13 protein-coding genes are annotated in these 22,452 nt (G+C 46.9%); all 13 read right to left on the bottom strand.

Features of this window, described 5'->3' with window-relative positions:
* Positions 1 to 208: 208 nt before the first annotated feature.
* The 13 genes from ADIS_RS05640 to ADIS_RS05575 all read right to left on the bottom strand — a co-directional run bounded on the left by ADIS_RS05640 (position 209) and on the right by ADIS_RS05575 (position 22,414).
* Positions 209 to 1,657, bottom strand: a complete 1,449-nt coding sequence (locus tag ADIS_RS05640; protein WP_010853405.1) for a sulfatase family protein — start codon at positions 1,655 to 1,657, stop codon at positions 209 to 211.
* Positions 1,658 to 1,760: 103 nt separating this feature from the next.
* Positions 1,761 to 4,181 carry a family 78 glycoside hydrolase catalytic domain gene (locus tag ADIS_RS05635; RefSeq protein ID WP_010853404.1) on the bottom strand — a complete coding sequence of 807 codons (2,421 nt, stop codon included), beginning with the start codon at positions 4,179 to 4,181 and terminating at the stop codon, positions 1,761 to 1,763.
* Between the two features lie 414 nt (positions 4,182 to 4,595).
* The gene (locus tag ADIS_RS05625; RefSeq protein WP_155907157.1) at positions 4,596 to 4,937 is read right to left on the bottom strand and encodes a hypothetical protein; all 342 of its coding nucleotides are present in this window, start codon (positions 4,935 to 4,937) and stop codon (positions 4,596 to 4,598) included.
* Between the two features lie 155 nt (positions 4,938 to 5,092).
* Complete coding sequence (locus tag ADIS_RS05620; RefSeq protein ID WP_010853402.1) at positions 5,093 to 6,454, bottom strand: cell wall surface anchor family protein; 1,362 nt, start codon at positions 6,452 to 6,454, stop codon at positions 5,093 to 5,095.
* An 18-nt stretch (positions 6,455 to 6,472) separates the two neighbouring features.
* Positions 6,473 to 9,376: a glycoside hydrolase family 2 gene (locus ADIS_RS05615; RefSeq protein ID WP_051113269.1), complete on the bottom strand. Its 2,904-nt coding sequence runs from the start codon at positions 9,374 to 9,376 to the stop codon at positions 6,473 to 6,475.
* 122 nt (positions 9,377 to 9,498) lie between these two features.
* Positions 9,499 to 10,380, bottom strand: a complete 882-nt coding sequence (locus ADIS_RS05610; protein ID WP_010853400.1) for a sulfite exporter TauE/SafE family protein — start codon at positions 10,378 to 10,380, stop codon at positions 9,499 to 9,501.
* 109 nt (positions 10,381 to 10,489) lie between these two features.
* On the bottom strand, positions 10,490 to 11,401 hold the full coding sequence (locus ADIS_RS05605; protein WP_155907155.1) for a hypothetical protein: 912 nt from the start codon (positions 11,399 to 11,401) through the stop codon (positions 10,490 to 10,492).
* A gap of 64 nt (positions 11,402 to 11,465) precedes the next feature.
* Complete coding sequence (locus tag ADIS_RS05600; RefSeq protein WP_010853398.1) at positions 11,466 to 13,016, bottom strand: sulfatase-like hydrolase/transferase; 1,551 nt, start codon at positions 13,014 to 13,016, stop codon at positions 11,466 to 11,468.
* 16 nt (positions 13,017 to 13,032) lie between these two features.
* Positions 13,033 to 14,538 (bottom strand): sulfatase-like hydrolase/transferase, encoded by a 1,506-nt coding sequence (locus ADIS_RS05595; protein WP_162141560.1) that lies wholly within the window; start codon positions 14,536 to 14,538, stop codon positions 13,033 to 13,035.
* Positions 14,539 to 14,582: 44 nt separating this feature from the next.
* Positions 14,583 to 15,248 (bottom strand): SGNH/GDSL hydrolase family protein, encoded by a 666-nt coding sequence (locus tag ADIS_RS05590; RefSeq protein WP_035804829.1) that lies wholly within the window; start codon positions 15,246 to 15,248, stop codon positions 14,583 to 14,585.
* Between the two features lie 114 nt (positions 15,249 to 15,362).
* Positions 15,363 to 17,780, bottom strand: a complete 2,418-nt coding sequence (locus tag ADIS_RS05585) for a glycoside hydrolase family 95 protein (RefSeq protein ID WP_010853395.1) — start codon at positions 17,778 to 17,780, stop codon at positions 15,363 to 15,365.
* A gap of 197 nt (positions 17,781 to 17,977) precedes the next feature.
* Positions 17,978 to 20,917 carry a sugar-binding domain-containing protein gene (locus ADIS_RS05580; RefSeq protein ID WP_155907151.1) on the bottom strand — a complete coding sequence of 980 codons (2,940 nt, stop codon included), beginning with the start codon at positions 20,915 to 20,917 and terminating at the stop codon, positions 17,978 to 17,980.
* A 30-nt stretch (positions 20,918 to 20,947) separates the two neighbouring features.
* Complete coding sequence (locus ADIS_RS05575) at positions 20,948 to 22,414, bottom strand: RagB/SusD family nutrient uptake outer membrane protein (protein WP_010853393.1); 1,467 nt, start codon at positions 22,412 to 22,414, stop codon at positions 20,948 to 20,950.
* Between the last annotated feature and the right edge of the window lie 38 nt (positions 22,415 to 22,452).

Below are 22,452 nucleotides of genomic sequence, written 5' to 3'. Positions count from 1 at the left end.
CCTACCCCTACAAAGCCTTTATTTATTAAATGCCTAATTCAATTTTTTAAATTTATCAATAGACACTCAACTATATAAAATATAACCAAATACAGAAATTTATAAACTTTTCAAATCTCAAACGTAGCTTAAAAAACAAAATCCTTTTTTATCCGCGTAAAGCGGGGTTGGACAACTGGATTATGAAAAGAATCGGATTTCCTAATAACTACTCCTCCAAGAACAGATCAGTAAAATCACCCAGCAGATGATCTTTGGTCTCCCTCATGTTCCGCGACAATAGCTTTTTCAGACGGACTTTGACCTCGTGGTAGTTAGGATCGTCGATCAGGTTATTCAGGGCATCGGGATCCTTGCTAAAGTCGTAAAGCTCTTCAGGTACTCTGTACTCATAAAACGCCAAGCGCACATTGACCAAGGAATCGGACAACGCTCCCTGCTTCATGGAGGCGTAGGTTCTTCCACCCTTGGCATCTCCCATGATCTGATGCTTTCCATCACTCCAAAAATTGACGATATACCCAAAATCTCCTTCCTGTACGCCACGCATCGGGAAATCTATGCCTGCGAAAATCCGGTGAAACTCGGTAAAAACCACGTTCCGGTTAGATTGGGTTTTGCCCTCCAACAGCGGCAAAAAGGATTTTCCATCCATCTGGGCAACCTCCGGCAACCGTAACGCATGCAGTACCGTAGGCATAAAATCGATCCCGGAAATAAAATGATCATCGTCCACCCACCCCTCTTTGATCTGGTCAGGCCAGGAAACGATCCAGGGGGTTTTATTGCTGTTCAGGTAGCAATTGGATTTGGCAAAAGGTAGGGGCATCCCGTTATCGCTAAGAAACATAACCAACGTATTGTCCCAATGGCCTGATTCCTCCAACGCACGAAGAATGGCACCCACCGTTTGGTCAAGCCTATAAACGGAGGTATAATACTCTGCGATTTCCAACCGTACTTCGGGCAAATCAGGTAAGAAACCCGGCACGGTGACTTCCTCCGGTGTGATTTTTCTGGTAAAGACAGGTAGATCGGCTCCCCAGGCATTTTTTTCCTGCTCGCTTCCGGCGAAAGGCCTATGGGGATCGTGGCTGTTTGCCATCAGAAAAAAAGGTTTGTTGTCCCGTTCAGCCTTTTGGATAAACTCTTTGGTAAATTTATAAAACAGCTCGGGGTCTCTTCCAATCCCCAAGCCAGAAGCCAAATCTCCTTCGGTAACAAAGTAATCCCAAAAAAACTTTTCAGTAGGCCTTAAGTGAATCTCCTTCCCTAAAATGCCATTCATGTAACCGACCTGCTTGAGTTGCTCGGTAAGCGTGGTCACGCCGTCGTTTATGGGCTGAAAACCAAGGGAACCGTTGGTACGGGGATACCTGCCTGTCATAATAGACTGCCGGGACGGTTGGCACACGGCGATATTCACATACCCATGATTAAACCGGATACCACCCGCCGCCAGCTTGTCCAAGTTGGGTGTGATACCGGGTATCTCACAGCCATATGCCCCCACTGAATTATAGTTTAGATCGTCGGCAGTTATCAACAGGACATTGGTAGGCCTGTACACTTGCGATGTGTTTTCGGGCGTAGAACAAGCCAAAAAAAGTACCGATAAAGAAAAAAGAAAGCTTCTGCCAAGTTGCGATGTATACATGAATGCTTTAATAGTTAATCCGTTATTGTTTATAACAGTGCATTTGACATTTATTTACAGCAAAGACTACTCTACATTATAAAAGGCGTGTAGGCAATTGAATCTAACCTGAAACAACTACTTTATAGTTACCTCCCTCAAGCTTAAATTCGCCTGGAGTAGACGCATCGGTCACTGGCGGTTGAAAAGCTTTCCCATCCTTGGTGATAGAAAGACCTTGAGCTGCCTTCATATCCAGAGATACCGATGCCACACTTCCCACGGGTATAATTAAATCGTAGACTACCGAGTTCCCCGATTCCCTTCGCCAGTTGGATACAATATCCCCGTAGGGTGACCTGTACGAACAGGAAATCGAATCCAAGCCCGTGGGCGTTCTGGGCGCCAAAACAAACGCTTTGAAACCGGGCTGCTTGGGATCCGGTCTTATTCCCCCCAGCCACCTATAATACCATTCCGTGACCGTGCCAAACATCGGATGGCAGTTGGTAAACACATTGTCGCTTTCTTGCCAGGTCTCCCAAATCGTCGTGGCCCCTCTGCTGATCATATGGCCCCAACCTGGAAATTTGGTACTGTTAACAATCGCGTAAACCTGATCAATTGGCACCGACTCGGAAAGGGTCTCCAGTACGTATTTGGTGCCAAAGATACCGGTATTAAACTGACCGGAGGGGCCGTTTTTTACTGCCTGTACCAAGGAATCCCTCGCCGCACCCAATTCATCTTCCGGGATGATCCGGTGAAAAAGCAGCGTAGAAAACAACGTCTGCCTATTGATTCTCTCTGTAACCGGTTTATCCCAAAATTCCGCTTTGATGATAGCTCTCAATTTTTCGGAGAGTTCAGCAAATCGCTGCTGGTTTTTCGTGTCGCCCTTCAGCGAGGCAAAGGTCTCCATGATCTCTGCACACTGAAGGTAATGGGCTGTACCAGTCAGTTGAACAGGTACCGGTTCGAGTGACTCGTGATCACTCAGGCCGCTATCCACCATCCCTTCCGGATGAATCCTGGCTACTTTATCCATCCAGGCCAGGTTATCTTCGTAGAGCTCGTGTACCAGATCGGTCTCATCGTAGTACAGATACAAGTAATATTGGGTGATTAGGTAGGCGGATTCCCAGCTGATCCCACAATATTTGATACCCGCAAAGGGGGCAGTATCTACAAAGATCGAATCATTTATGGCATCTACCCAATCATAGACTGTTTTTCGATATATATCCCGCATGTCGAAATTGTAGATAAAGGATTCAGCAGTGGCGTTCAGGTCACCGCCATAGCCAAACTTTTCTCTCACAGCGCAGTCGGATTGCACGCTTATGAGATTGGACAGGAAGGTGCGTGTGGTTGCATCCTGAATTTGGTTCAACAGGGAATTCGAGCTGGTAAAATGACTTTCTCTTTCCACATTGGTATGAAAGTACAAACCCGTGATATCCGTTAAAAGCGGAGGTTTTTGCAATCCGGTTATTTCCATATACCGAAACGTGTGGTACGTGAAATCAGGACTAAACCAGGTAGGTTCTGTATCGACTACGTAGCTGCTCGTTTGCCAGGCGATCGCAGGTGAACCGGGTCCCCCGATCCCCGGAGCTTTGATTTGGCCAACGACCGTTGTCATGGGGTTTAGCGTCCCGTCTTCGTACAGCCGTTCCCCAAATCGCAGCGTAACGGTGTCACCTACATTTCCAGCTAGCCTAATCTTATAGGTTCCTGTAAAATTCACTCCCATGTCCACGATATACACATCCTTTTCGATCTCATGGATGGATTTTGGACGTATCTCTTCGGTTACCTGTACCGCTGGAAAAAATGCCGCTTGAAGTTGCCCACCTGGACCTTTTCCTACCTGTACCGATTTCCAGCCCGTATCGTTAAAACCCGGCCTGTCCCATCCTGGTATCTCCATCCCCTTGTCATATAGTACACCCAAATACACACTGTTTTTGATCAATGGGCCATAGGAATACTTCCACGACTCGTCCGTACTAATTTCCTTGGTTTTCCCATTTGGGTAATAAAGAACGAGCCTTGCGATGAAGGTTGGCTTGCCAACGTTCAAGTCCTCCCGGGGATTCCTCCTCCCCCATTTCCTCATCGGCAGCGGATTGTAAAACCCATTGCCCAGGCTGACTCCAAAGCAGTTTGTCCCCTCTTGAATCTGGGCGGAAAGGTCATACTCCGCGTAATAAACACGCTTGGTGTAATCTGTCCAAGCCGGATCGAGGATATTTTTGCCGATGGCCTCGCCATTCAGGGTTGCCTTGTAATAGCCCGCAGCGGTAATAAAAAGCTTCGCACTATCAAAATGGCTTTCGACTCCAAACTCCTTTCGAAAGAGTGGTGCTGGATTGGGAAGGTAGAAAAGAGAATCTTCTGTGGGCAGCTCCTTTTCTACCTGTATCCATTTCGCCCCTACCGATTCACACAATCCGCAATCCGCTTGTTTGGGATTTTCCGAACAGGAAACAAACACCACACACGCAAGTAATAAAAAACCGATTTTAAAGGTTTTCGTCATAGTTTTTGATTCGTTTAACACCTTTTTTTGGTGGAGATTTCAAGAATAGGTAAAAAGCAGCGTCTCCTTGCCCCAAGTTGGGTTTGCCTTATTCCATTGCCAACCAACAAATATCGGGCTTTGAAAACGCCCATTCCTCCATCATCTTAGCAAAAAGGCATGGTATTTTAACCTCCTTGAACGGAAATTTTCTGGAAAGGCTTGGTTCAATGGCTGCCTTACCTTGGAGATATTGCATTTGCCATAATGGGATCAAAGCGATTACTGCTTTATCTTGTATTAAGATTACCAGCTGGAAGTATGAACTTCAATGAATGGCTACACGGGGATTACAAACGGCTAAAAAAACATTTCCTTTATTCCATTCAATCTCGGGAAACAAAAACCATTCTTTCATGTGTCTATAATTGTTTTTCAAAGGTCACATGGAATCTCGCATGGCGGATAGTCATCCCAGTGTGTGTCGCTTGCGTCATGCTCGATTTCATCTTCCTTTTCACCATAGAGGAACAGCTTATTTTTTTCAATTTGGAAATTTTTCGCTGAACGCAAGCCTTCTAAAAACCTAATTTCAAAACTCTGCACGGGAAAGGTAGTGCTGGCAAGACTAGGAATTGACCTTATGCCGCTTTCGGGTATGACAAAAGTGATGCCTTTCTCGACAACTTGGTAACAACCCTGTAAATGGTAACTAAAACTAACGGCATCAAAATAGACAGATTCATTACACTGTTTGCGATCTTGGGAAAGATTCAAGATGACTTGATACAAATTGTCATAATCCTCTCCAGTTAAAGCAAAATCAATTCATCCACGAAATCGATGTACTCACCCGGATCTTTCCGCAAGTTATAAAGCTCCAATCATTCTGGAAACTGGTCCAAATTATACGTGGACCTGAGGTCCGATAGCTATTTTCCCGCGATCTTCAACGTATACTTCTCGGTCAATCCATCCAACATCATGGTCGCGATGGTGGCAGCCATGCAATAATCCTTCACGCCCAATGGTTTGCCCGACATGGAATCGTAGTGCTCGTTCAGCCCATTTTTGATGGCATTTTCGACGTTTGCATCCGCGACCTTTGCAGCAAGTTCCTTGTACCCATAAGCTGCCAATCCAGACGCAATCTGATAATTCGTGGGAGGCCACGTATCTCCCCGCCAAAAGCGGTTGGAAAGCCAACGGGGATCCCTGGGGTCTACGGTGGGAACGGGTACGGGAGTTTGCCATGCCTCCGAACCCAGCTCTTCGGCCATTCGCTTGGCCATCGCTGCCGTAGGAACGCCTGCTGCCAAAGGCACCCAGCTACTGATGGTGGCTACGGGAATTTTTTCCATCGTGTCCATCTTGACCGAAAGGAAGGTGCCGGCTTCCTCGTCCCACATATATTGACGCATGGCATTCACCGCTTTATCGATATAGGGCTTTCTTCTGGCTGCCATTTCCATATCCCCAATGTCTTCCGCCAAGCGCACCAAGCTCTTTTCCCCCATAATCAAATAGGACGTATTGCCGGTCACCCACATATCACCATACCAATTGCCTTCAAGTTGATTCCTGCGTGTGGGATGCTTTTGCAGCTTTAGATCATCCATATTACACTCATAGTCAAACGTCTCCCATCTGGCATGCTGAATATCGCCACTGTATGAGCCAATGGTAACCATACCTATATTGGTGACATCCCGCTCACGCCAGTACCAATCGTGCCATTTCTCCAACCGGGGTAGGCATTGCTTCAGCAGTTCTTTATCTCCGTTGCGAGAATACACCCGTTCCAATCCCCAAGCCAATATGGGTATCTGGGAGAACATGCGTAACTCCTGTGGAAACGTTTTGATGGCCACGGTGATCATATCCTGCGCAAAATCCGGTACCGTTGCATTCCATCGGTCCTGAAAGTCCCAGTAGTTTTGGAAGATCTCCCGAATCAGCTCCTTTTTATCCGGCAAAATAGCCAACAGGTCTACCACAAACATCGTATCCCATATCCACTGCCCTAAATAATAGGGCCCACCCGGTTGCACCCAATGGTGTTTCAGGGGCGGACTGGGAGGAAGTATCCTATCCAGAACACATTTTTCCATTACCCGCTCCGCTATCCTTAGTGCATCCTCCCTATTCGCTTCAAACAAAGAACGGATATCCGTTTCCCCAAAGCTCTTTATCGATTCGCCCCGAGCAGGCGCAAAGGTTGGTACTCCCATTAGTCCTATGGCCATGGCTCCTGATGATTGGATAAACCTTCGTCTTGTGTTATGCTTTTTCATTATTGGATTGTTAGATTTTTAGGGAACCAACCTCCTCAACACCGCTCTATCGATCTCAAATACCGGGCTGAACTGATCCGATTCCACGTATTTCAACATACTATAATACAACTGCCTTGCCTCTGGAAGATCCATAAGATTGGGAAGATCAATGGCACAGACCAGCAGGCTTCCCGATCCATAGCTGGTTTCGAAGACCGTCCCGAGTTTGTGGTTCCTTCCGAAGTTATCGATGGTCTGTATGAGGGGACGGTAGTCCGCGGATGTTTCGTCGAGGATAATTGGACGGCTGTTTTTTACCAAATGCCACCATTGCCAGTTAGAGTGAAAATCTGTGGGAAAATGGTTGAACAAGGGTGATTCAGGTGCACAGAGAAACCCAAGGGATCCGGGTGCTGGATCCACTCCACGGTTTGCCGCACCCCTTGCAAACATAGGCCAAGACCAAAAATCCGTAATAAACGCCCCCTCTATGGATTTTGGTAGCCTGTCCAGTTCAGGGAACAGGATGGCTTTGCCTCCCTTCTCCAAGTGATGTTTGGTGGATTCGTCCAGACGCCTGGAAACCATCATATCAGAAGGCACACTTGTATCGATTTCATCGGGATATATCCAGAGATCATACGTATTTTTATAGGGGGTATCGGCAATGGCCACAGATACCTTTACCTGCTGCGGACCCTTTACTTCTGCGAGCGGGATACGGATTTCACCTATTTCCTGCAATGCTCCGCGGGAAATGGTACCGGCATTCTGACTGCCCTCCGCAAGAACCTTCCCGGATAGATCGGAAAGCTGCCAGTTTATCTTCGTATTGACCAAGTCCCTCGGCCCGTAATGGGCTACATCCAGCGAGGCCTCAAAGGTCTCCTTGTTCGTCCAAGTGTACTTCTCCATTTTAAGCAAAGGAACCACTTCGCTACAGAACTGACGCCATTCCTCCGGAGTTACGAGCCCCTTAGACTGCATGAAAACGTTCAGAATACCAACCGGGGCGGTTCCCTGCCCCGGAAAATCCATGATATCCAGCAATTGAAATCCCCCGAAGTCAGGGGTGCGCAGTGCCGCCTCAATATCCTCACGGTAGCAGATCACAGCAAGCTTTCCGGACGCTTTTACAAAGTCGTCAGCTTGGTCCAACATGTTTGCCTTTTCCAGCCTCTCTTGGAACAACTCGTAATTTCTCGCCCGGGTCACACCGGTATATTTTGGGATTTCATTGAAATCAGGCGACACCTGAAACTGACCGGTCTCATGCCCAATCACCGGAACCTCTACATGTGCAATGGAAGGCGCAAAGTTTACCAAGGTAGAGGGAGACTGCTCGTTTATGTGTCCAAAGGGCGCATTTTTTGAAATATACGCAAAGGAACCTCGCACAGGAAGGCTATCCGCCGTGGCACCTATTACCCAAAAATCGTCACCTTCCGCAAAAGAAGGCTCCCAATGCATGTTGTTACTTCCCTGCGCATATAATCTTCGTGGGTCATCTGCTTTAAAGGTTGCCACCAAGTCATACATGGCCTGATTCCGTCCCAGTTCATTCCCCAGCGTAAAGAGCGTGAAAGAAGGGTGATTGCCAAAATGCCTAAATATTAGATCGGCTTCCTTTTCCAGGTATTCCTTTAACGTCAAATTGATCTTGCTCCCCTCAAGCTCAAGGTAATCCACGTTATATATTTTCCTGACTTCCTCCTGTTCCATACTGCGCTGATCCATGCCACTTCGCTTATTGGGTAGCTCCGGCTGGAGGTACACCCCGACCATATCCGCTGCCGTCAGGGCCTCCTTTGGGGGAAACCAAGAATGAAATCGCCAGTGATTGATTCCATACGACTTCAAGGTCCGAAACATCTCTAGCCAGGACTCCCTATCCATCGGTGCATACCCGGTAAGTGGAAAGTTGGCACAATCTATCCGTCCGCGCAGAAAGACACGATTTCCATTATTCATTAGAAATTTACCTTCCCGTTTAAACTCCCGCATCCCAAAATCTACCCAGGTGGCATGCTGGTATCGATCGTCCCCGGATTCTGTTTCCAAGGCGACCATGACTCGGATCAATGCCGGATCAAACTCGTCCCAAAGCGGTGCCTGCTTATCAAACCCAAAATCAACGAAAACATCGGACTCACCCTGCGAAAGCTGCTGTACCTGCTCGACGTGCTTTTCAAAGTGGATGGTCTTTTCGGTGTTCCATGTTTCTGCCTGAAGGGTAATTTTACCCGAAGCATCCGATTGGGTAAGGTTACCAATTTTAATCCGGAGCCTGACCCGGTTGTTTTCCACGTCAGGATAGGCCTGTACCCCATCTACCCAGACAGGATCGGTAGCTTGAAGTTCCATTTTTCCAACGATTCCATTCCAGTTGGTCTGCGTTCGCTCATCCACCGCATGGGATGGGCCAACCGGAGGCAGCTTTGCATTATCTACCAATACCGTCACCACGTTCTTTCCTGGCACGACCGCTTTGGTCATCTCAAAATACTGAGGTGCACTCAACGTATTTTCGTACCCACAATAGGTGCCGTTAAGCCAGACATGGGTGTCCTTGGTTCGCTCCAAAAAAAGCTGAACCCGCTTACCCTGCCATGAGTCAGGAATATCTATCTCGCGCTGATACCATGCGGCGCCTTTCCAGTACCAAACCCGTGACAGACGATCCTCTGCCCGCTCGTCGATAAAATCGCCCTTTTGATTTTCATCTGTGGTTCCCGGCAACTGAACCTTGTCCGAAAGATCCCTGCTGAACCATTCCTCCTCCATCCCCTTTCCGTCCCGATCCAATTCAAACCTCCACTCGCCAGATAGATCCATGGTTTCCGTAAAACGATCTGCCGATTGCCTACAACCAGCCGCCAAAAGCATTACTAGCATTGTGAACACAAAGCAAAACCTCGAATTTTCAATTACCATTATCATTATAGCTGGTATTTATACGATTACAATTAAATTTTCAATCACACATACTTAACATTGATGCGGGCAGACAGGTAAAGCTATCTACAATAAAAACCTCTATCCTAGGTCTGATTAGATGCTCCTCACTCCGCAACTACCTTGGAATCAGGATCTCTTCGCCTAGCTGAAAGGAACATCCATCCCGACGTGTATAAAACGATAAACAATACCACCCATTTTAAAACCAACAAGGGTAAGGATTTGACCACATAGGCGGCCAATATGACGCCAACTGCCCCGGCTATGGTCAGCGAAAAGGCAACCTTTCGATCATATGCCCCTTGTTTGACAAACTTTGCTCCACCTGCCGCCATCAACATGGCAGTGGCGGTCATCATAATGGGGAATGCCGTTAGTGGATGCATGCCGAGCGCATACACCATCGCCATACAGGGCGCATAGAACCCAACGCCTATCGTCTGCAAGGCCCCAAAGACAAAACTCATTGCTACGATTAGCACCAGTTTCCAACCCCTAAGCCCGATCGCTTCCCCTCCCACCGGCATCAGGTCCAAAAAGCCGGCTATGATGATTAAGGCCACGGCGAGAAGGCCACAACCCAGCCCAATCTGAATCCCCCGACGTGACATTTTGGATACAATACCGGCACCCAACAAGGCACCCGTGGGAGCGGCGGTTGACATGGTGACCAGGGTAATGGGATCCACTTCGACCACCGTCATAAAAATAAACGCCTGCATGACCGTAGGAATGGTGTTCCCCACATTCATTGTTCCCGGAATCAGGCGGTCATCAATCAGTTTGAAGAACTTAAAAATCGCCGTCTGCTGGGCAAAACTCCCAATTCCAAGCGTATCGAAAAAGTTGGTAATAAACCCTGTTGCGAGCAGACCGGACCAAGGTTTACTTGAAAACAGGTTTTTCTTTCTGAAAACATCCGTGACATAATAGAAGCCAAACGTTCCCGTCATAAGCCCCAGAATTACCTTTAATATTATACTCATTTTTACGCGATTAGAAATCCTATTATAAAATTCTATCTTATTAAACCTTTAATTTATTCTCTCAATAGGAACTGAGGGAAAGCCGGTGTGACGGAATTTCCGGCACCATTCATTCACGCTTGCGATAGTCTATGACATCGGCAACCCACTGTCTAAGAAACCTGCGTTCCGGAATATTCTGTAATACCCATTTGTCGTTGTGATTCCTGTAGGGAATATTCAAGTAGGTGAAATTGCCTTTAATCCCGGTTGATTCAAGAAATTCCTTTGTCTCCTTTGTTCCTGTTCCCTCTTGCATAATCAGTTGAGGCCTTCCCCTTAACCTTTCAAGGCGCCTCACAGCAGATGCCTTATCTGCACCTTCGTAACCCCAATCCCTGACACCATCGTAATGACTAAACAGAATAAAGGCACACCAAAGACCAGCTATTTCATCATCGTGTAATCCAATGTAATTGCTACCAATAGCCCCTCTGGAAAACCCTGCCAAAAACACTAATTTCTCGTCACCCCCAAATTCCCTGCAGACCTTTTTTACCGCCTCGATGGTATATTTTACCGACGCGTCGACATCTCCCCACCATTTAAGTTGATTTTGCCGCCCATCAAGACTGATAAATGGAAGGCTGACCCAAACAAAATCCCTTCCCCCACTTATGCCGTATCCCAGGTTGGTATCATCCGGGATTCCAGCACATTCATCTCCATATTTATTTGTATAAGGTCCGTTCCCTGGGTACTCAACGATAACCGGAAACTTCTTGCCTAGCTTCCAATTAGTGGGCAAGTACAAAATATGATATACCTCAGTATCTTCATATTCCTCTAATACTTGCTTTACTCTCTTTCCCCGAGCCGGAGGCTCATTTGAAATTTCCGGGACTTCCAGATCGACCGGTACTTCGTTAATATCTTTTAGCGCTGGAAGGTTACTATCAAATAATCCCTCAGTTGGATTACTGCACTTCACGGCTTGTGATAGTAGTATCATTCCAAATACTACCGAAATATATATGTTCATTTTATATGCTTGCTACATTCCCTGGTACCCTATTCGATTTCGTGTACCTTTACTCGCTTTCTGGTCAGTTTTCAAATGAGGGCTGGGGAACTTCAGATGTCTTGACATTCAGGTACGTTTGCCAGAATGCCGTTCCCTGACCCGTGGCAAATTCAGAGGTGGAATTTCCATCGTTTTGGGAATCCTTCTCCCCCAACAGCAACTCTCTCAGGTCAGCGACCTCTTGTTGAAACTCCGGATTTCCCGCCAAGTTATGCAGCTCCTCTCGATCCGAAATCAGGTCAAATAACTGGGTGTGTCGTTTTTCCTCAACCGAATATTCGACCAGTTTGAATCGTTCATTTCTAACAGCCCGTTGCCAGTACATAAACGCAAAATAGAGATAGTCCCTATGCTGCCTTGTTGGATCCGCAATGATATCAGCCATGCTCTTGAACTGCACGGATCCCGGAACCGGTATCCCTGCCAGCTCGCATAAGGTTGGGTTTAGGTCATAAATGTAGCAAAGGTGGTTCCGTTGCTCTCCTTTGGGGATTCCCGGGCCTACGAGAATCAGGGGCACTCGAATCGAATGCTCATACAGGTTTTGTTTTCCCATCAACCCATGCTTACCGACAGCCAGACCGTTATCAGATGTAAATACAATAATGGTTTTTTCGTACTTCCCCGACCGCTTCAAGGCATTTAATATACGGCTGATCTGAAAGTCGTCGTGGGAAACCATGGCATAATAGTCTGCAATGTGCTGCTTGATTTCGTCAGGGGTGCGGGGGAAACCCGCCAATTGCTCGTCCCGTATCTGTAGCATACCATTGTCAAATGGGTGCTGGGGTAAGTACGACGCGGGCAGAACCATCTCATCGGCAGAATACTTGGCCTGAAATTCCTCCGGTGCCTGCCGGGGATCGTGAGGGGTTTGAAAGGCCACATAGGCTACAAATGGCACCTCGCTATCTGCCTGCTCCTCGATAAAGCGTATGGCCGCATCTGCATACACCTCGGCTGAATGGGTTCCCGTATGAATTTCCTCCCGCTCACGTGAATAATCTCCCTCCGGAGAAAAAGACACAAGGGGAAGTCTGTACTGGGAACCGGTCATGCCCCGAAACAGTACCTTGTCAGCGTGATTAAAGGATCGGGCGAAATGTCCATCGCGGCCGGGCTCATTTTTGCCGGTCGCAAAGGTGTTGTAGCCGTTTTCTAGAAAAACCTGAAACAACGTTTGATACGCAGCTGATATTTCGAAGCCGTATTGGCCCTGATTTTCAAGGTTCCAGAGTGTACGTCCACTGAATAGCATCGCCCGGGAAGGAGAACATATTGCGGGAGAACTTCCCCCCATCACGTAGGCATTGGTAAAATGGGTGCCTTCTGTGACCAAACCATCCATCGTGGGCGTCTGTATCCGGGTGTTTCCCAAGGCACCTATGGTTGAAAATGCCTGATCATCGGTCAAAATAAACAGGATATTCGGTCTACTTTCGATTTCATTTACGCCGCTAATCCCGTCAATGCCCTCAAAAAGAGGAACCAAAGAAGATGAAATCCCCCAACTGATGGATGAAACCACTAGAATTAGCGTTATTATTTGGCTATTTACACCCTTCCGTTTCATATTTTAACCTATCCAATTAATTGAACTGAAATGACCGTATATCCCTTCGAGGACTGTTGTATTCTGAATGAAACAGCTGTTTGAGCTCCTCTAGTTTTTCAGGAAATTCCAACGCCAGATCAATATTTTCTTTGGGATCGGATGTCAACTCATGCAGCATGTAGGTTTCACTTCCTTCAAAATACCTCAGCTTCCATCCATCATTGGATATCAGTGATGCTCCTCTATGGGGCGCATACCTTACATACCCCTTATTTATCACAAAGTCATGTTCCATTTGGGCAGCTGATTCACCCTTCAACGTGGGCAGGTAAGAAATCCCATCCTTTCCAGCGGGCATCTCAGCACCGGCTATCTCCGCAAGTGTTGGCATCAGGTCATAATTGGCGACAAGAAGATCTGACGTGCTACCGGGCTCAACTACACCAGGCCATCGCACAAATAAAGGCACTTTGATCCCCCCTTCCCAAAAAGAAAACTTTTTGCCCGATAAATTTTGATTTCCATTGAAAACATCTCCATCCCGTTCGCTGTCAAATTTATCGGAAAGCATGCTCTTACTCTCATCGTACACCTTTTGATGTGCTAGCTCATAATATATTTCGTGACCGTTATCTACTGAGAAAATAACCACAGTGTTGTCATCAATGCCCTTTTTGACCAGCTCATCCAAAAGAATCCCTACGTGGTCATCAAGCATTTTGACCATGGATGCATATTCCTTCTGAGTTAACGTTAGCTGCTCGTTATCGATAAAATCGGGATGTATTTGAGGAATCATGATGTCTCCATGGGGAATTTGCGAGGGATGATAGAGAAAGAAAGGTTCGTCACTGGAATAGTTTCTGATGAAATCCACCATGTCCTCGATAAACAGCTCCTGGGAATACGTACTTCCCGGCTCCTTGCTATTCGATGAATGGTTACCTTCTATAAAAACCTCTTCCCCGTTTCTGAAAAGGGATTTAGGATAATACCCATGGCAGTCTTGGTGGTCGTAGTAACCAAAGTGATAGTCCCATCCATGCCTGATTAGCCGGTCTGGGGTAGTTGAAAATCCCCATTCCAATTTGCCGACCTGCGCGGTATAATAGCCGGACTCCTTCAGTAACTGTGGTAAGAAAACCTCTTCGTCAGGAATTTCTCCATGGGCTCTGTTCACACTGTCAACAACTTGCTGGTAACTGAGTTTTCCATCCCTGTAATCAATCCAAATCCCGCCAGCAACATACCTCCATGCATTCGCATGACTATCATGCAGACCGGTAAGAAGACTGGCTCTGGCGGGCAAACAATAGCTACTGCTGTAACTTCTCGTAAATCTCATCCCTTCCAGTGCCAATTTGTCGATATGTGGAGTCTTAATTATTTCCTGTCCATTCACACCAAGAAGGCCACTTCCCAAATCATCCGCATAGATAAATAGTATGTTTGGCCTCTTCTGCCCCAGATCTTTAGGCTCCGTTTTATGACCACAGGAAATCACTAGGGAACATATACTATAAAATAGTACCCGTTTCAATGATTTCACTAGGGTATTAATAAAAGATTTAGTACCGCTAACATTCATTGTTTTAGCGCTTTTTCAAGAACTTCTACAATCAGTTTACCCAACTCGTTATTTCCTGCGTCAGTAAAATGTACGTCATCATCACCAAACCCATGTACTTTGTGGATAGCTTTGGATTTCCTGTAAATATCCTTGACCATCACAGAATGCTCCTTCATAACTTGAAGTGCAACTTTATTGTAGATGATTGGGTCTTTGGAGAACCTTCCGGGTTCATTTTCGGGAACATAGGTTGTGGTTACAAAAACCAACTTTGCGTCACTCAGCTCTTTCATGATTCCTACCAATGAATCAAGATTTGCCTTGTACTCATCCACCGTAAAAGTAATCGTACCATTTACTTTATCGCGGTTACCAGCCGACTTGGAATCCGGATGCCTGTAACAAAGGTCATGTAGGCCCCAATTAAAAAGTATGATGTCCCAATCCCCATTGCCAATGTACTCTCGGATGTATGTCAACCCCTTTCCCGTATCACCAGCATTGCCTGGATTGTGCATCACAAGCGCCCGATCTTTGAAATGATCCGTCACATAGCGGGTATATCCTCCGGAGATAGAATCTCCAATTATCAAAATCCTAGGTTTTCTCTCTACAGCTGAGGAAAAAATAAGGATCAAACAAACCAATAACGAATTGATAAAATTGCTATATTTCTTCATATCTATAAGACATTTTATATCCCCTATTATTGCTACTTGAAAATAGTCATTCATTAATACGGTTTATTGAACGCAACAAAGCCAATCTATCAATACCATCAGCCCTGACTAACATCATCCAAGTTTAAAATCCAATAAACGGACGGTTTTCGTTCCGCGGCCATTAAACTCAATTTTTGCCTCCTTTCCCAAATACCTAACCACTACTGAACCGGCACGATGTGACTTGATTAATGCGTGGGTTAAGCGGTTTTCTTCCCAGTGGATGTCCACCTCAAATCCTCCCCTGGCCTTCAGCCCTTTAACCCCACCGGAAGACCATTCGATGGGCAAAGCGGGCAAGAGTTGAATGGCTCCTGTATGACTTTGGATGAGCATTTCTGCGATCCCAGCGGTCGTACCAAAGTTGCCATCAATCTGAAAGGGCGGATGTAGATTGAACAGATTTGGTGCAACACTCCCTGACAAAATGGTATTGAGACTTTCGTTTGCCTTTTCCGGTTCCAGCAACCTCGCATACTGGCTAATCAGCCAGGCTGCGCTCCAGCCAAAGGTGCCAGCCTGGGTATGCCCAACCCCGTTTTGAATTCGAAATTCAAGTGATTTCTTGGCTGCTGCGGCCAACTCCGGAGTTTCTTCCATATTGATTTGAGAACCTGGATGCATGGCGAACAAGTGTGATATGTGGCGATGACCTGGCTCTACTTCGGGAAATTCCTCTGCCCATTCCATAATCCGTCCGTCCGAGCCGATCTTGGGACCGGCAAGTCTCTCCCTTGCATCCAATACCTTTTTTACTAGCTCATCCGTCTTGTTTAATTCCGTAGAAGTGGAAACAAAATCTGTAAAAAGTTGCCAAATCACCTGCTGATCATGTGCAGGCCCCATGCTTATTTGACTGTGGCTGCCATCGGGCGCAACGAAGGTATTCTCGGGGGAAACCGCCGGGCCCGAAACCAATTTCCCTGTTTGTGGGTGCTGTACCAACCAATCCAGATAAAACATGACCGACCCCCTCATCACCGGATACATCTGAGCCAGAAATTCCCTATCTCCCGTATACAGGTAGTGTTCCCATATATGGGTGCAAAGCCAAGCACCTGCCCCCAAATGCATGCCCCAACTCGCCTTTTCTCCGGGAGACGTAAAGCCCCATACATTGGTAATGGGATGTACTACCCATCCGTTATGATTGTATTGGATCTTCGCTGTTCGTTCACCCGGCTTCACCAGAGAGGTGATTAAATCAAACATGGGAAGCTGCAATTCGGAGAGGTTGGTCACCCCAGCCGGCCAATAGTTCATTTGGATGTTTACATCGGTGTGATAGTCTCCGTTCCATGGCGAATGCACTTGATCTGCCCATAAGCCCTGCAAGTTTGCCGGCATCGTGCCCGGTCTGGATGAGGCGATCAATAAGTATCTTCCATACTGAAATATCAGCTCAACCAATCGCGAATCCCCCCTCCCCAGTTTGGCATTGGCAATTCTCTCATCCGTAGGGATGTCATCGATCCTGCTTTCACCTAGTCTAAATTGTACTCTATCAAAATAGGATTTGTATTCGTCCAAGTGCCTTTGTAACAACTGCTCATAGGGTACTTTTAAAGCGGCCTTGAGATGAGTATCAGTAACATGTTCATAGTCTGTGCCTTTGTAGCTGGGATAGCTCAATACATAATCTGTAGATGCTGAAAGGATCATCGTCACCTCATCGGCATCTTTTACGATAACCGTAGAATCCGTGTAGCTTACCGTGCCGTTGGTGTTGAGTGCGGCAAGTCTAGCCATATATTCGAGGCCGTCGCCTCCTTTACCATCAGAAAGCGCACCTTTCATGACCAATTGCTGATCTTCTGTATGGGTAGTAAAGCGCTCAAGTCTATCCATTTTACATGAAAAAGAAATGCTACCGGGTTGATCCGCCGAAAACCGTGCTACCAGCACCTGATCGGGATAGCTGGCAAATACCTCCCGGGAATAATTCACGCCATCTTGTGTGTAATTCACCCTAACCACAGCATCTTCCAAATCCAACTCTCTGTGGTAATTGTGGAATTCAGCGTCCGTTCCAAAATCGAACCATAACTCACCAAGGGTTTGAAAGCTACCAAATGGACCTCCCCGCTTTGAACCAACACCCAAGCAAATTTGGGTTTCATTGGTAAGTTGGGTAGCCTCTAGGTATTTTCCCTGATAAAGCAAATTTCGGATTTTCTCCAAGGCCTTTGGAGCTTCAGGGTTGTCGTTATCCGTGGGACTTCCCGACCACATGGTTTGCTCATTCAGTTGTATCCTCTCCAAATTAACATCTCCAAATACCATCGCCCCCAAAGAACCGTTGCCGAGGGGAAGAGCCTTTAGCCATTCCCTTTGATGGGAAAATTTTTCGTTTTCAATTACCTTGGCTGGACTGCTATACCACAACTTTACGTGGTCCTTTGGGCTTTCTTCAGGAGAACAAGAAGAAAAAACGATCCCTGCTAGCGTAAACAAGCCTAGCAGCGTTAGCTTTTTTACTGAATTCTTCATGGTCGCGTTATAGCTGGTTACACTTTGGTTAGTTTATTCATACAATCAATCATGTCCTGTTATCATCTTGTAATCGACAGGTTTTTATTAGCTTAGGATTGCAAGTAGGCACTTACTATTTGCAGTCCCTCGGACCAGATTACGAAAGGGTACCCCGACGGCTAATCAGAGACTTTTTCCATTATCCCGCACACAAATCAGGGCAAAAGCTGTGCGATCAGCGATGTGTCAAGTGCGAATTGAGGTGAAAACGCCGGAGAATCCACATAATGTATTAAACTGTAATACAACTGCCTGGCCTCAGGGAGATGTAGTAGGTTCGGTATATCCACTGCACAGACCAGAACACTGCCTTTCCCCATTTTCATCTCGAATATCATTCCCAGCTTATGGTTTCGGGCAAAATTGTCAATGGTCTGAACCAACGGTCTGTAGTCAGCCGGCGTATCGTCCAGAATTATCGGCCGGGCATTTTTTACCAAATGCCACCACTGCCAATTGCTGTGAAACTCTGTTGGAAAATGGGCAAGCAATGGCGAATCCGGATCACACAAAAAACCTAATGACCCCGGAGCCGGCTCCTTTCCTTGATTGAGCGCAGAACGCAAAAACATGGGATAACTCCAATAGTCGGTTTGAAAGGCACCCCTGATAGAATGGGGCAATCGGTCATGTTCAGGAAACAGGATTACCTTTCCGCCACCTTCCAAATGTTGCATGGCATTTGCATCCAACCTTCTGGAAACCAATGTCTCAGCAGGTACCTTCAAGTCAACCGACTCGGGATACACCCACAGGTCATACGCATTGCTATAGGATGTTCCCTCAATGGAAAGAGTTAGCGTCAATTTCTCGGCCCGGGAAATTTCATTCAGCGGAAAACTGATTTTGCCAACTTCCTGAAGCATTCCCTTTCGGATGTCCCCATTTTGAAGTTTGCCTTTTTTGAATATTCTTCCCGTGCTGCCTATTAGTTCCCAACTTAGGGTGGGGTTGGAAAAATCCGTCTTCCCATAATGGGCTACATCCACTTGGGCGGAGAATGTCTCTGCATTGGTCCATGTATACTTTTCCATTTTCAGCAAAGGCACCACTTCGCTGCAAAATCTCCTCCATTCTTCCGGTTCTATTAGACCTTTGGATTCCATAAATACATTCAGAATACCCACGGGAGCGGTTCCCTGTCCTGGAAAATCCATGATATCCAGCAATTGAAATCCAGCAAGATCGGAAGTACGAAGGGCTGCCTCTACTTCCTCCCGATAGCAAATGGCCGCCAGTTTTCCCGAAGCAGCTACAAACGCAGGGTACTGATCATACATTTTGGCATCTTTTAAACGCTGCTCAAAAAGTTCATAATTCCTCGCTCGGGTGACGCCCGTGAATTTGGGTATTTCCGAAAAATCAGGCGACACCTGATAGGCACCTGTTTCGTGGGCAATCACGGGAACCTCTACGTGTTCGATCGAATGGTCGTAGTCAACCAGTGTAGATGGCGGTAGGTTATCCACATGCCCACTGGAAACGGCTCCGTGAAAATTAGCCCCCCGAACGTGGAGGTTGGTGTCCGTTCGACTGATAACCCAAAAATCATCTCCTTCCGCAAACGACGGCTCCCAATGCATGTTATTGCTTCCCTGGGCGTACAGCCTCCTGTTGTCCATCGTTTTAAATCCTGCCACCAATTCGAACATACCTTGGTTACGCCCCAACTCATTTCCAAGCGTAAAAAGCGTAAAGGAGGGATGATTGCCGAAGTAGCGAAATATCAATTCCGCCTCCTTTTGTAGATAGTCCTTAAGTGTCATGTTGAACTTGGATCCGCTCATCGCGAGGTAATCCGGGTTGTGTACTTTCATGGCTTCCTCATCGTCCATACTCCTGAGATCCATTCCACTTCGCTTGTTTGGCAGTTCTGGTTGTAAATAAACCCCTACCATATCTGCTGCCACCAAAGCTTCCTTTGGGGGAAACCAGGTATGAAAGCGCCAGTGATTGATCCCATAGGCCTTTAACATACGAAACATTTCCAGCCAACTTTCCCGGTCCATTGGGGCGTATCCGGTAAGTGGATAATTCGCACAGTCGATCCGACCACGAAGAAAGACCCGATCACCATTGATAAGCAGGTGCTTGCCCTTCTGGACAAATTCTCTCATGCCGAAATCCGTAAAAGTGGCGTGCTGATACGAGGGTCCGCCGTCATCAACGGACAGCTTAAGGGCCAAGCGGATCAATGCCGGATCAAATTCATCCCAAAGGGGGGCCTCCTCATCAAAATCATAAAAAAACTCCACCTCTTGTCCATCCACAAGCTGTAAATATGCTTGTTCATGTCCTTGAAAAGTAACCGGATTACGGACGTTCCAGCTTGCTGCTTGGACTTGCATCCTGCCGTTGACGGGTATTGAGGTAATGTTTCCAATCTTGGCGACCACCTTTACGCGGTTGTTGGCTACATCCGGATAGGTTTGTACCTGATCTATCCACACCGGATCAGTGGCCTGTAGCTCCAGCCGACCCACAATCCCATTCCAGTTGGTCTGGGTTCGTTCGTCGATGGCATGGGCCGGGCCAACGGGTGGCAAAACGGAATTATCGACCAAAATGGCTATCCGGTTTGTTCCCTCTTTGACGGCGGCAGTCAGGTCAAAAAACTGGGGGCCACTTAAGGTGTTTTCATATCCCACATAGCTATCGTTCACCCACACATGTGTGTCCTTGCTTCGCTCCAGAAGAAGTTGTATTCGCTTACCAATCCATTCCGAGGGTATCTCCACTTCCTTATGGTACCAAGCGGCACCTTTCCAATACCACACACGGGACAGACGGTCATCTACCCGCTCGTCGATGAATTGGCCTTTTTTATTTTCATCCGTCGTGCCCGGGAGTGTAACTGTATCGGCTAGCTTTTTTGAATACCATCGCTCTTTGACACCTACATGATCCGGGTCGAGTGCGAAATCCCAGGTACCGGCCAGTGGTATGACCTCCGTTTGCCCTTGGAAAAAATGAGGCTGGATCGGCGCCTCGGAAACGTCTACGTTTCGCTGACAAGCCGATCCAGCCAATAGAGCAACTAGAGCACCTCCCAATAGAAGGGATTGAGGTATAGAAAACCCTATCCTTTTTATCATATCAAGTATATTGCCAATGGATTTATCCAATTAATAGCCCTGATTTTGACGCATGTTGGTGTTTACGTCGATTACGTTCTGGGGAATTGGGAAATGAATCCGCCAAGGCTCCAGTGTCCTGCCAAGTTCTTTTCCTTTGACCTCCAAGAATCTGCCCGTTCGCCTCAGGTCGAATCCTCTCTGAAACTCGAAACTGAACTCAACCCTTCTTTCGTGTTCGATGGCTTCGGCCAACGTATTGATGTGCGAAGGATAGCCCGGCTCCCCGTAGCCTGGTAAACCAGCCCTTGCCCTGACCATATTGAGGTACTGTGCATCGTTGGTAAGTTCGGCATAGTTCAGCAAAACCTCCGAATAGCGGATGATCGGCACATTGGAACCATTATTAAAGAGATCTCTGAACCCATGGTAGTATTTTGCGGTGTGGGGAGCGAAAAAGGGGCTACCGTTTGAGGGGTTAGTAATGAACATAACCGCTGATATAGATCTCCTAGTGTTGTCATTCGGCTCAAAGGCATCAAACAATCGTTCCTCCACAGCGCCAAGGCCCCAGGTACCGACCGGCTGGGTTTGTCCGGGAAAGGTAAAGAAGGGAACAGTGGGGGTATAGTTTTCTACGTAGTTATGCCAACGGCCTGTAATGCCGTGGATAAACTGAAGCTCCAAGACGCATTCCGGTGAATGCTTGGTGTAGGCATCAAAAACATGGGCATAATCTTCCGGACCAACGACACCATCCTGGTTGCTGTCCAATGAAAATCGCCCACTGTTGATAACCTGTGCCAGTAGTTCTCTAGCCTCGTTGTTTTTTCCATAGGACATATATACTCTAGCAAGCATGGCACGCGCGGCATGACTGGTCACTCGTCCCCTATCTTGGGCCGGATAGGTGGCAGGAAGATTATTTACAGCAAAGCGTAAATCCTCCTCCACTTTTGCGATAATTTCAGCTTCGGTATTTTGTGCAAGTACGATTGCTTGTGTTGGCGTAAGCACGCTCGTTACCAAGGGTACACCACCAAAGCATTGGGCCAGGTAGTAATAAAAACTAGCCCTCACAAATACCGCTTCTGCCTGCAATCGCTCTTTCAAGCCTGGTGTAGTGATCACATTCGACGCAGCCTCAAGCTCTTCCAGAAAGTCATTGACTCTGAAAATGCCATTGTAATAGCTATTCCAAGCACTCTCGATGGGACCACTGGCAGAAAACACATTCATGTCATTGGCCAGATCAAACCAATCCCCGGAAGTACCTACTGTCAGATAAATATAGGAATCCCCACCATAGGCATCCCCATATACATAGGGCAAGGATAAGGGACCCCAAACCGTATATAACTGGTTATATACAGAGTTGGCAGCCATGATGAGCTGGTTTTCATTTTGGTAAAAATTACCAGCTGTGATTAGATGCGGAGGATATTCGTCCAGAAAATCCTGGCTACAGGAACCAAACATGCATAAGGAACCTATTGCTAATATCAATATCTTTTTCATGTGTCTATAGTTTTTTCCTTGATGACCCCATGGAATCC

Origin of the sequence: Lunatimonas lonarensis, assembly GCF_000390185.1 — a bacterium.
In the GTDB taxonomy this organism is placed as follows: domain Bacteria; phylum Bacteroidota; class Bacteroidia; order Cytophagales; family Cyclobacteriaceae; genus Lunatimonas; species Lunatimonas lonarensis.
This window is presented reverse-complemented; position numbering and strand designations above follow the sequence as displayed.

Bases quoted from the DNA above. Each gene is read 5' to 3' on its own strand.
- ADIS_RS05615 (WP_051113269.1), bottom strand. From the start codon at position 9,376: ATGATAATGGTAATTGAAAATTCGAGGTTTTGCTTTGTGTTCACAATG.
- ADIS_RS05610 (WP_010853400.1), bottom strand. From the start codon at position 10,380: ATGAGTATAATATTAAAGGTAATTCTGGGGCTTATGACGGGAACGTTT.
- ADIS_RS05590 (WP_035804829.1), bottom strand. From the start codon at position 15,248: ATGAAGAAATATAGCAATTTTATCAATTCGTTATTGGTTTGTTTGATC.
- ADIS_RS05635 (WP_010853404.1), bottom strand. From the start codon at position 4,181: ATGACGAAAACCTTTAAAATCGGTTTTTTATTACTTGCGTGTGTGGTG.
- ADIS_RS05600 (WP_010853398.1), bottom strand. From the start codon at position 13,016: ATGAAACGGAAGGGTGTAAATAGCCAAATAATAACGCTAATTCTAGTG.
- ADIS_RS05640 (WP_010853405.1), bottom strand. From the start codon at position 1,657: ATGTATACATCGCAACTTGGCAGAAGCTTTCTTTTTTCTTTATCGGTA.
- ADIS_RS05575 (WP_010853393.1), bottom strand. From the start codon at position 22,414: ATGAAAAAGATATTGATATTAGCAATAGGTTCCTTATGCATGTTTGGT.
- ADIS_RS05585 (WP_010853395.1), bottom strand. From the start codon at position 17,780: ATGAAGAATTCAGTAAAAAAGCTAACGCTGCTAGGCTTGTTTACGCTA.
- ADIS_RS05620 (WP_010853402.1), bottom strand. From the start codon at position 6,454: ATGAAAAAGCATAACACAAGACGAAGGTTTATCCAATCATCAGGAGCC.
- ADIS_RS05605 (WP_155907155.1), bottom strand. From the start codon at position 11,401: ATGAACATATATATTTCGGTAGTATTTGGAATGATACTACTATCACAA.
- ADIS_RS05580 (WP_155907151.1), bottom strand. From the start codon at position 20,917: ATGATAAAAAGGATAGGGTTTTCTATACCTCAATCCCTTCTATTGGGA.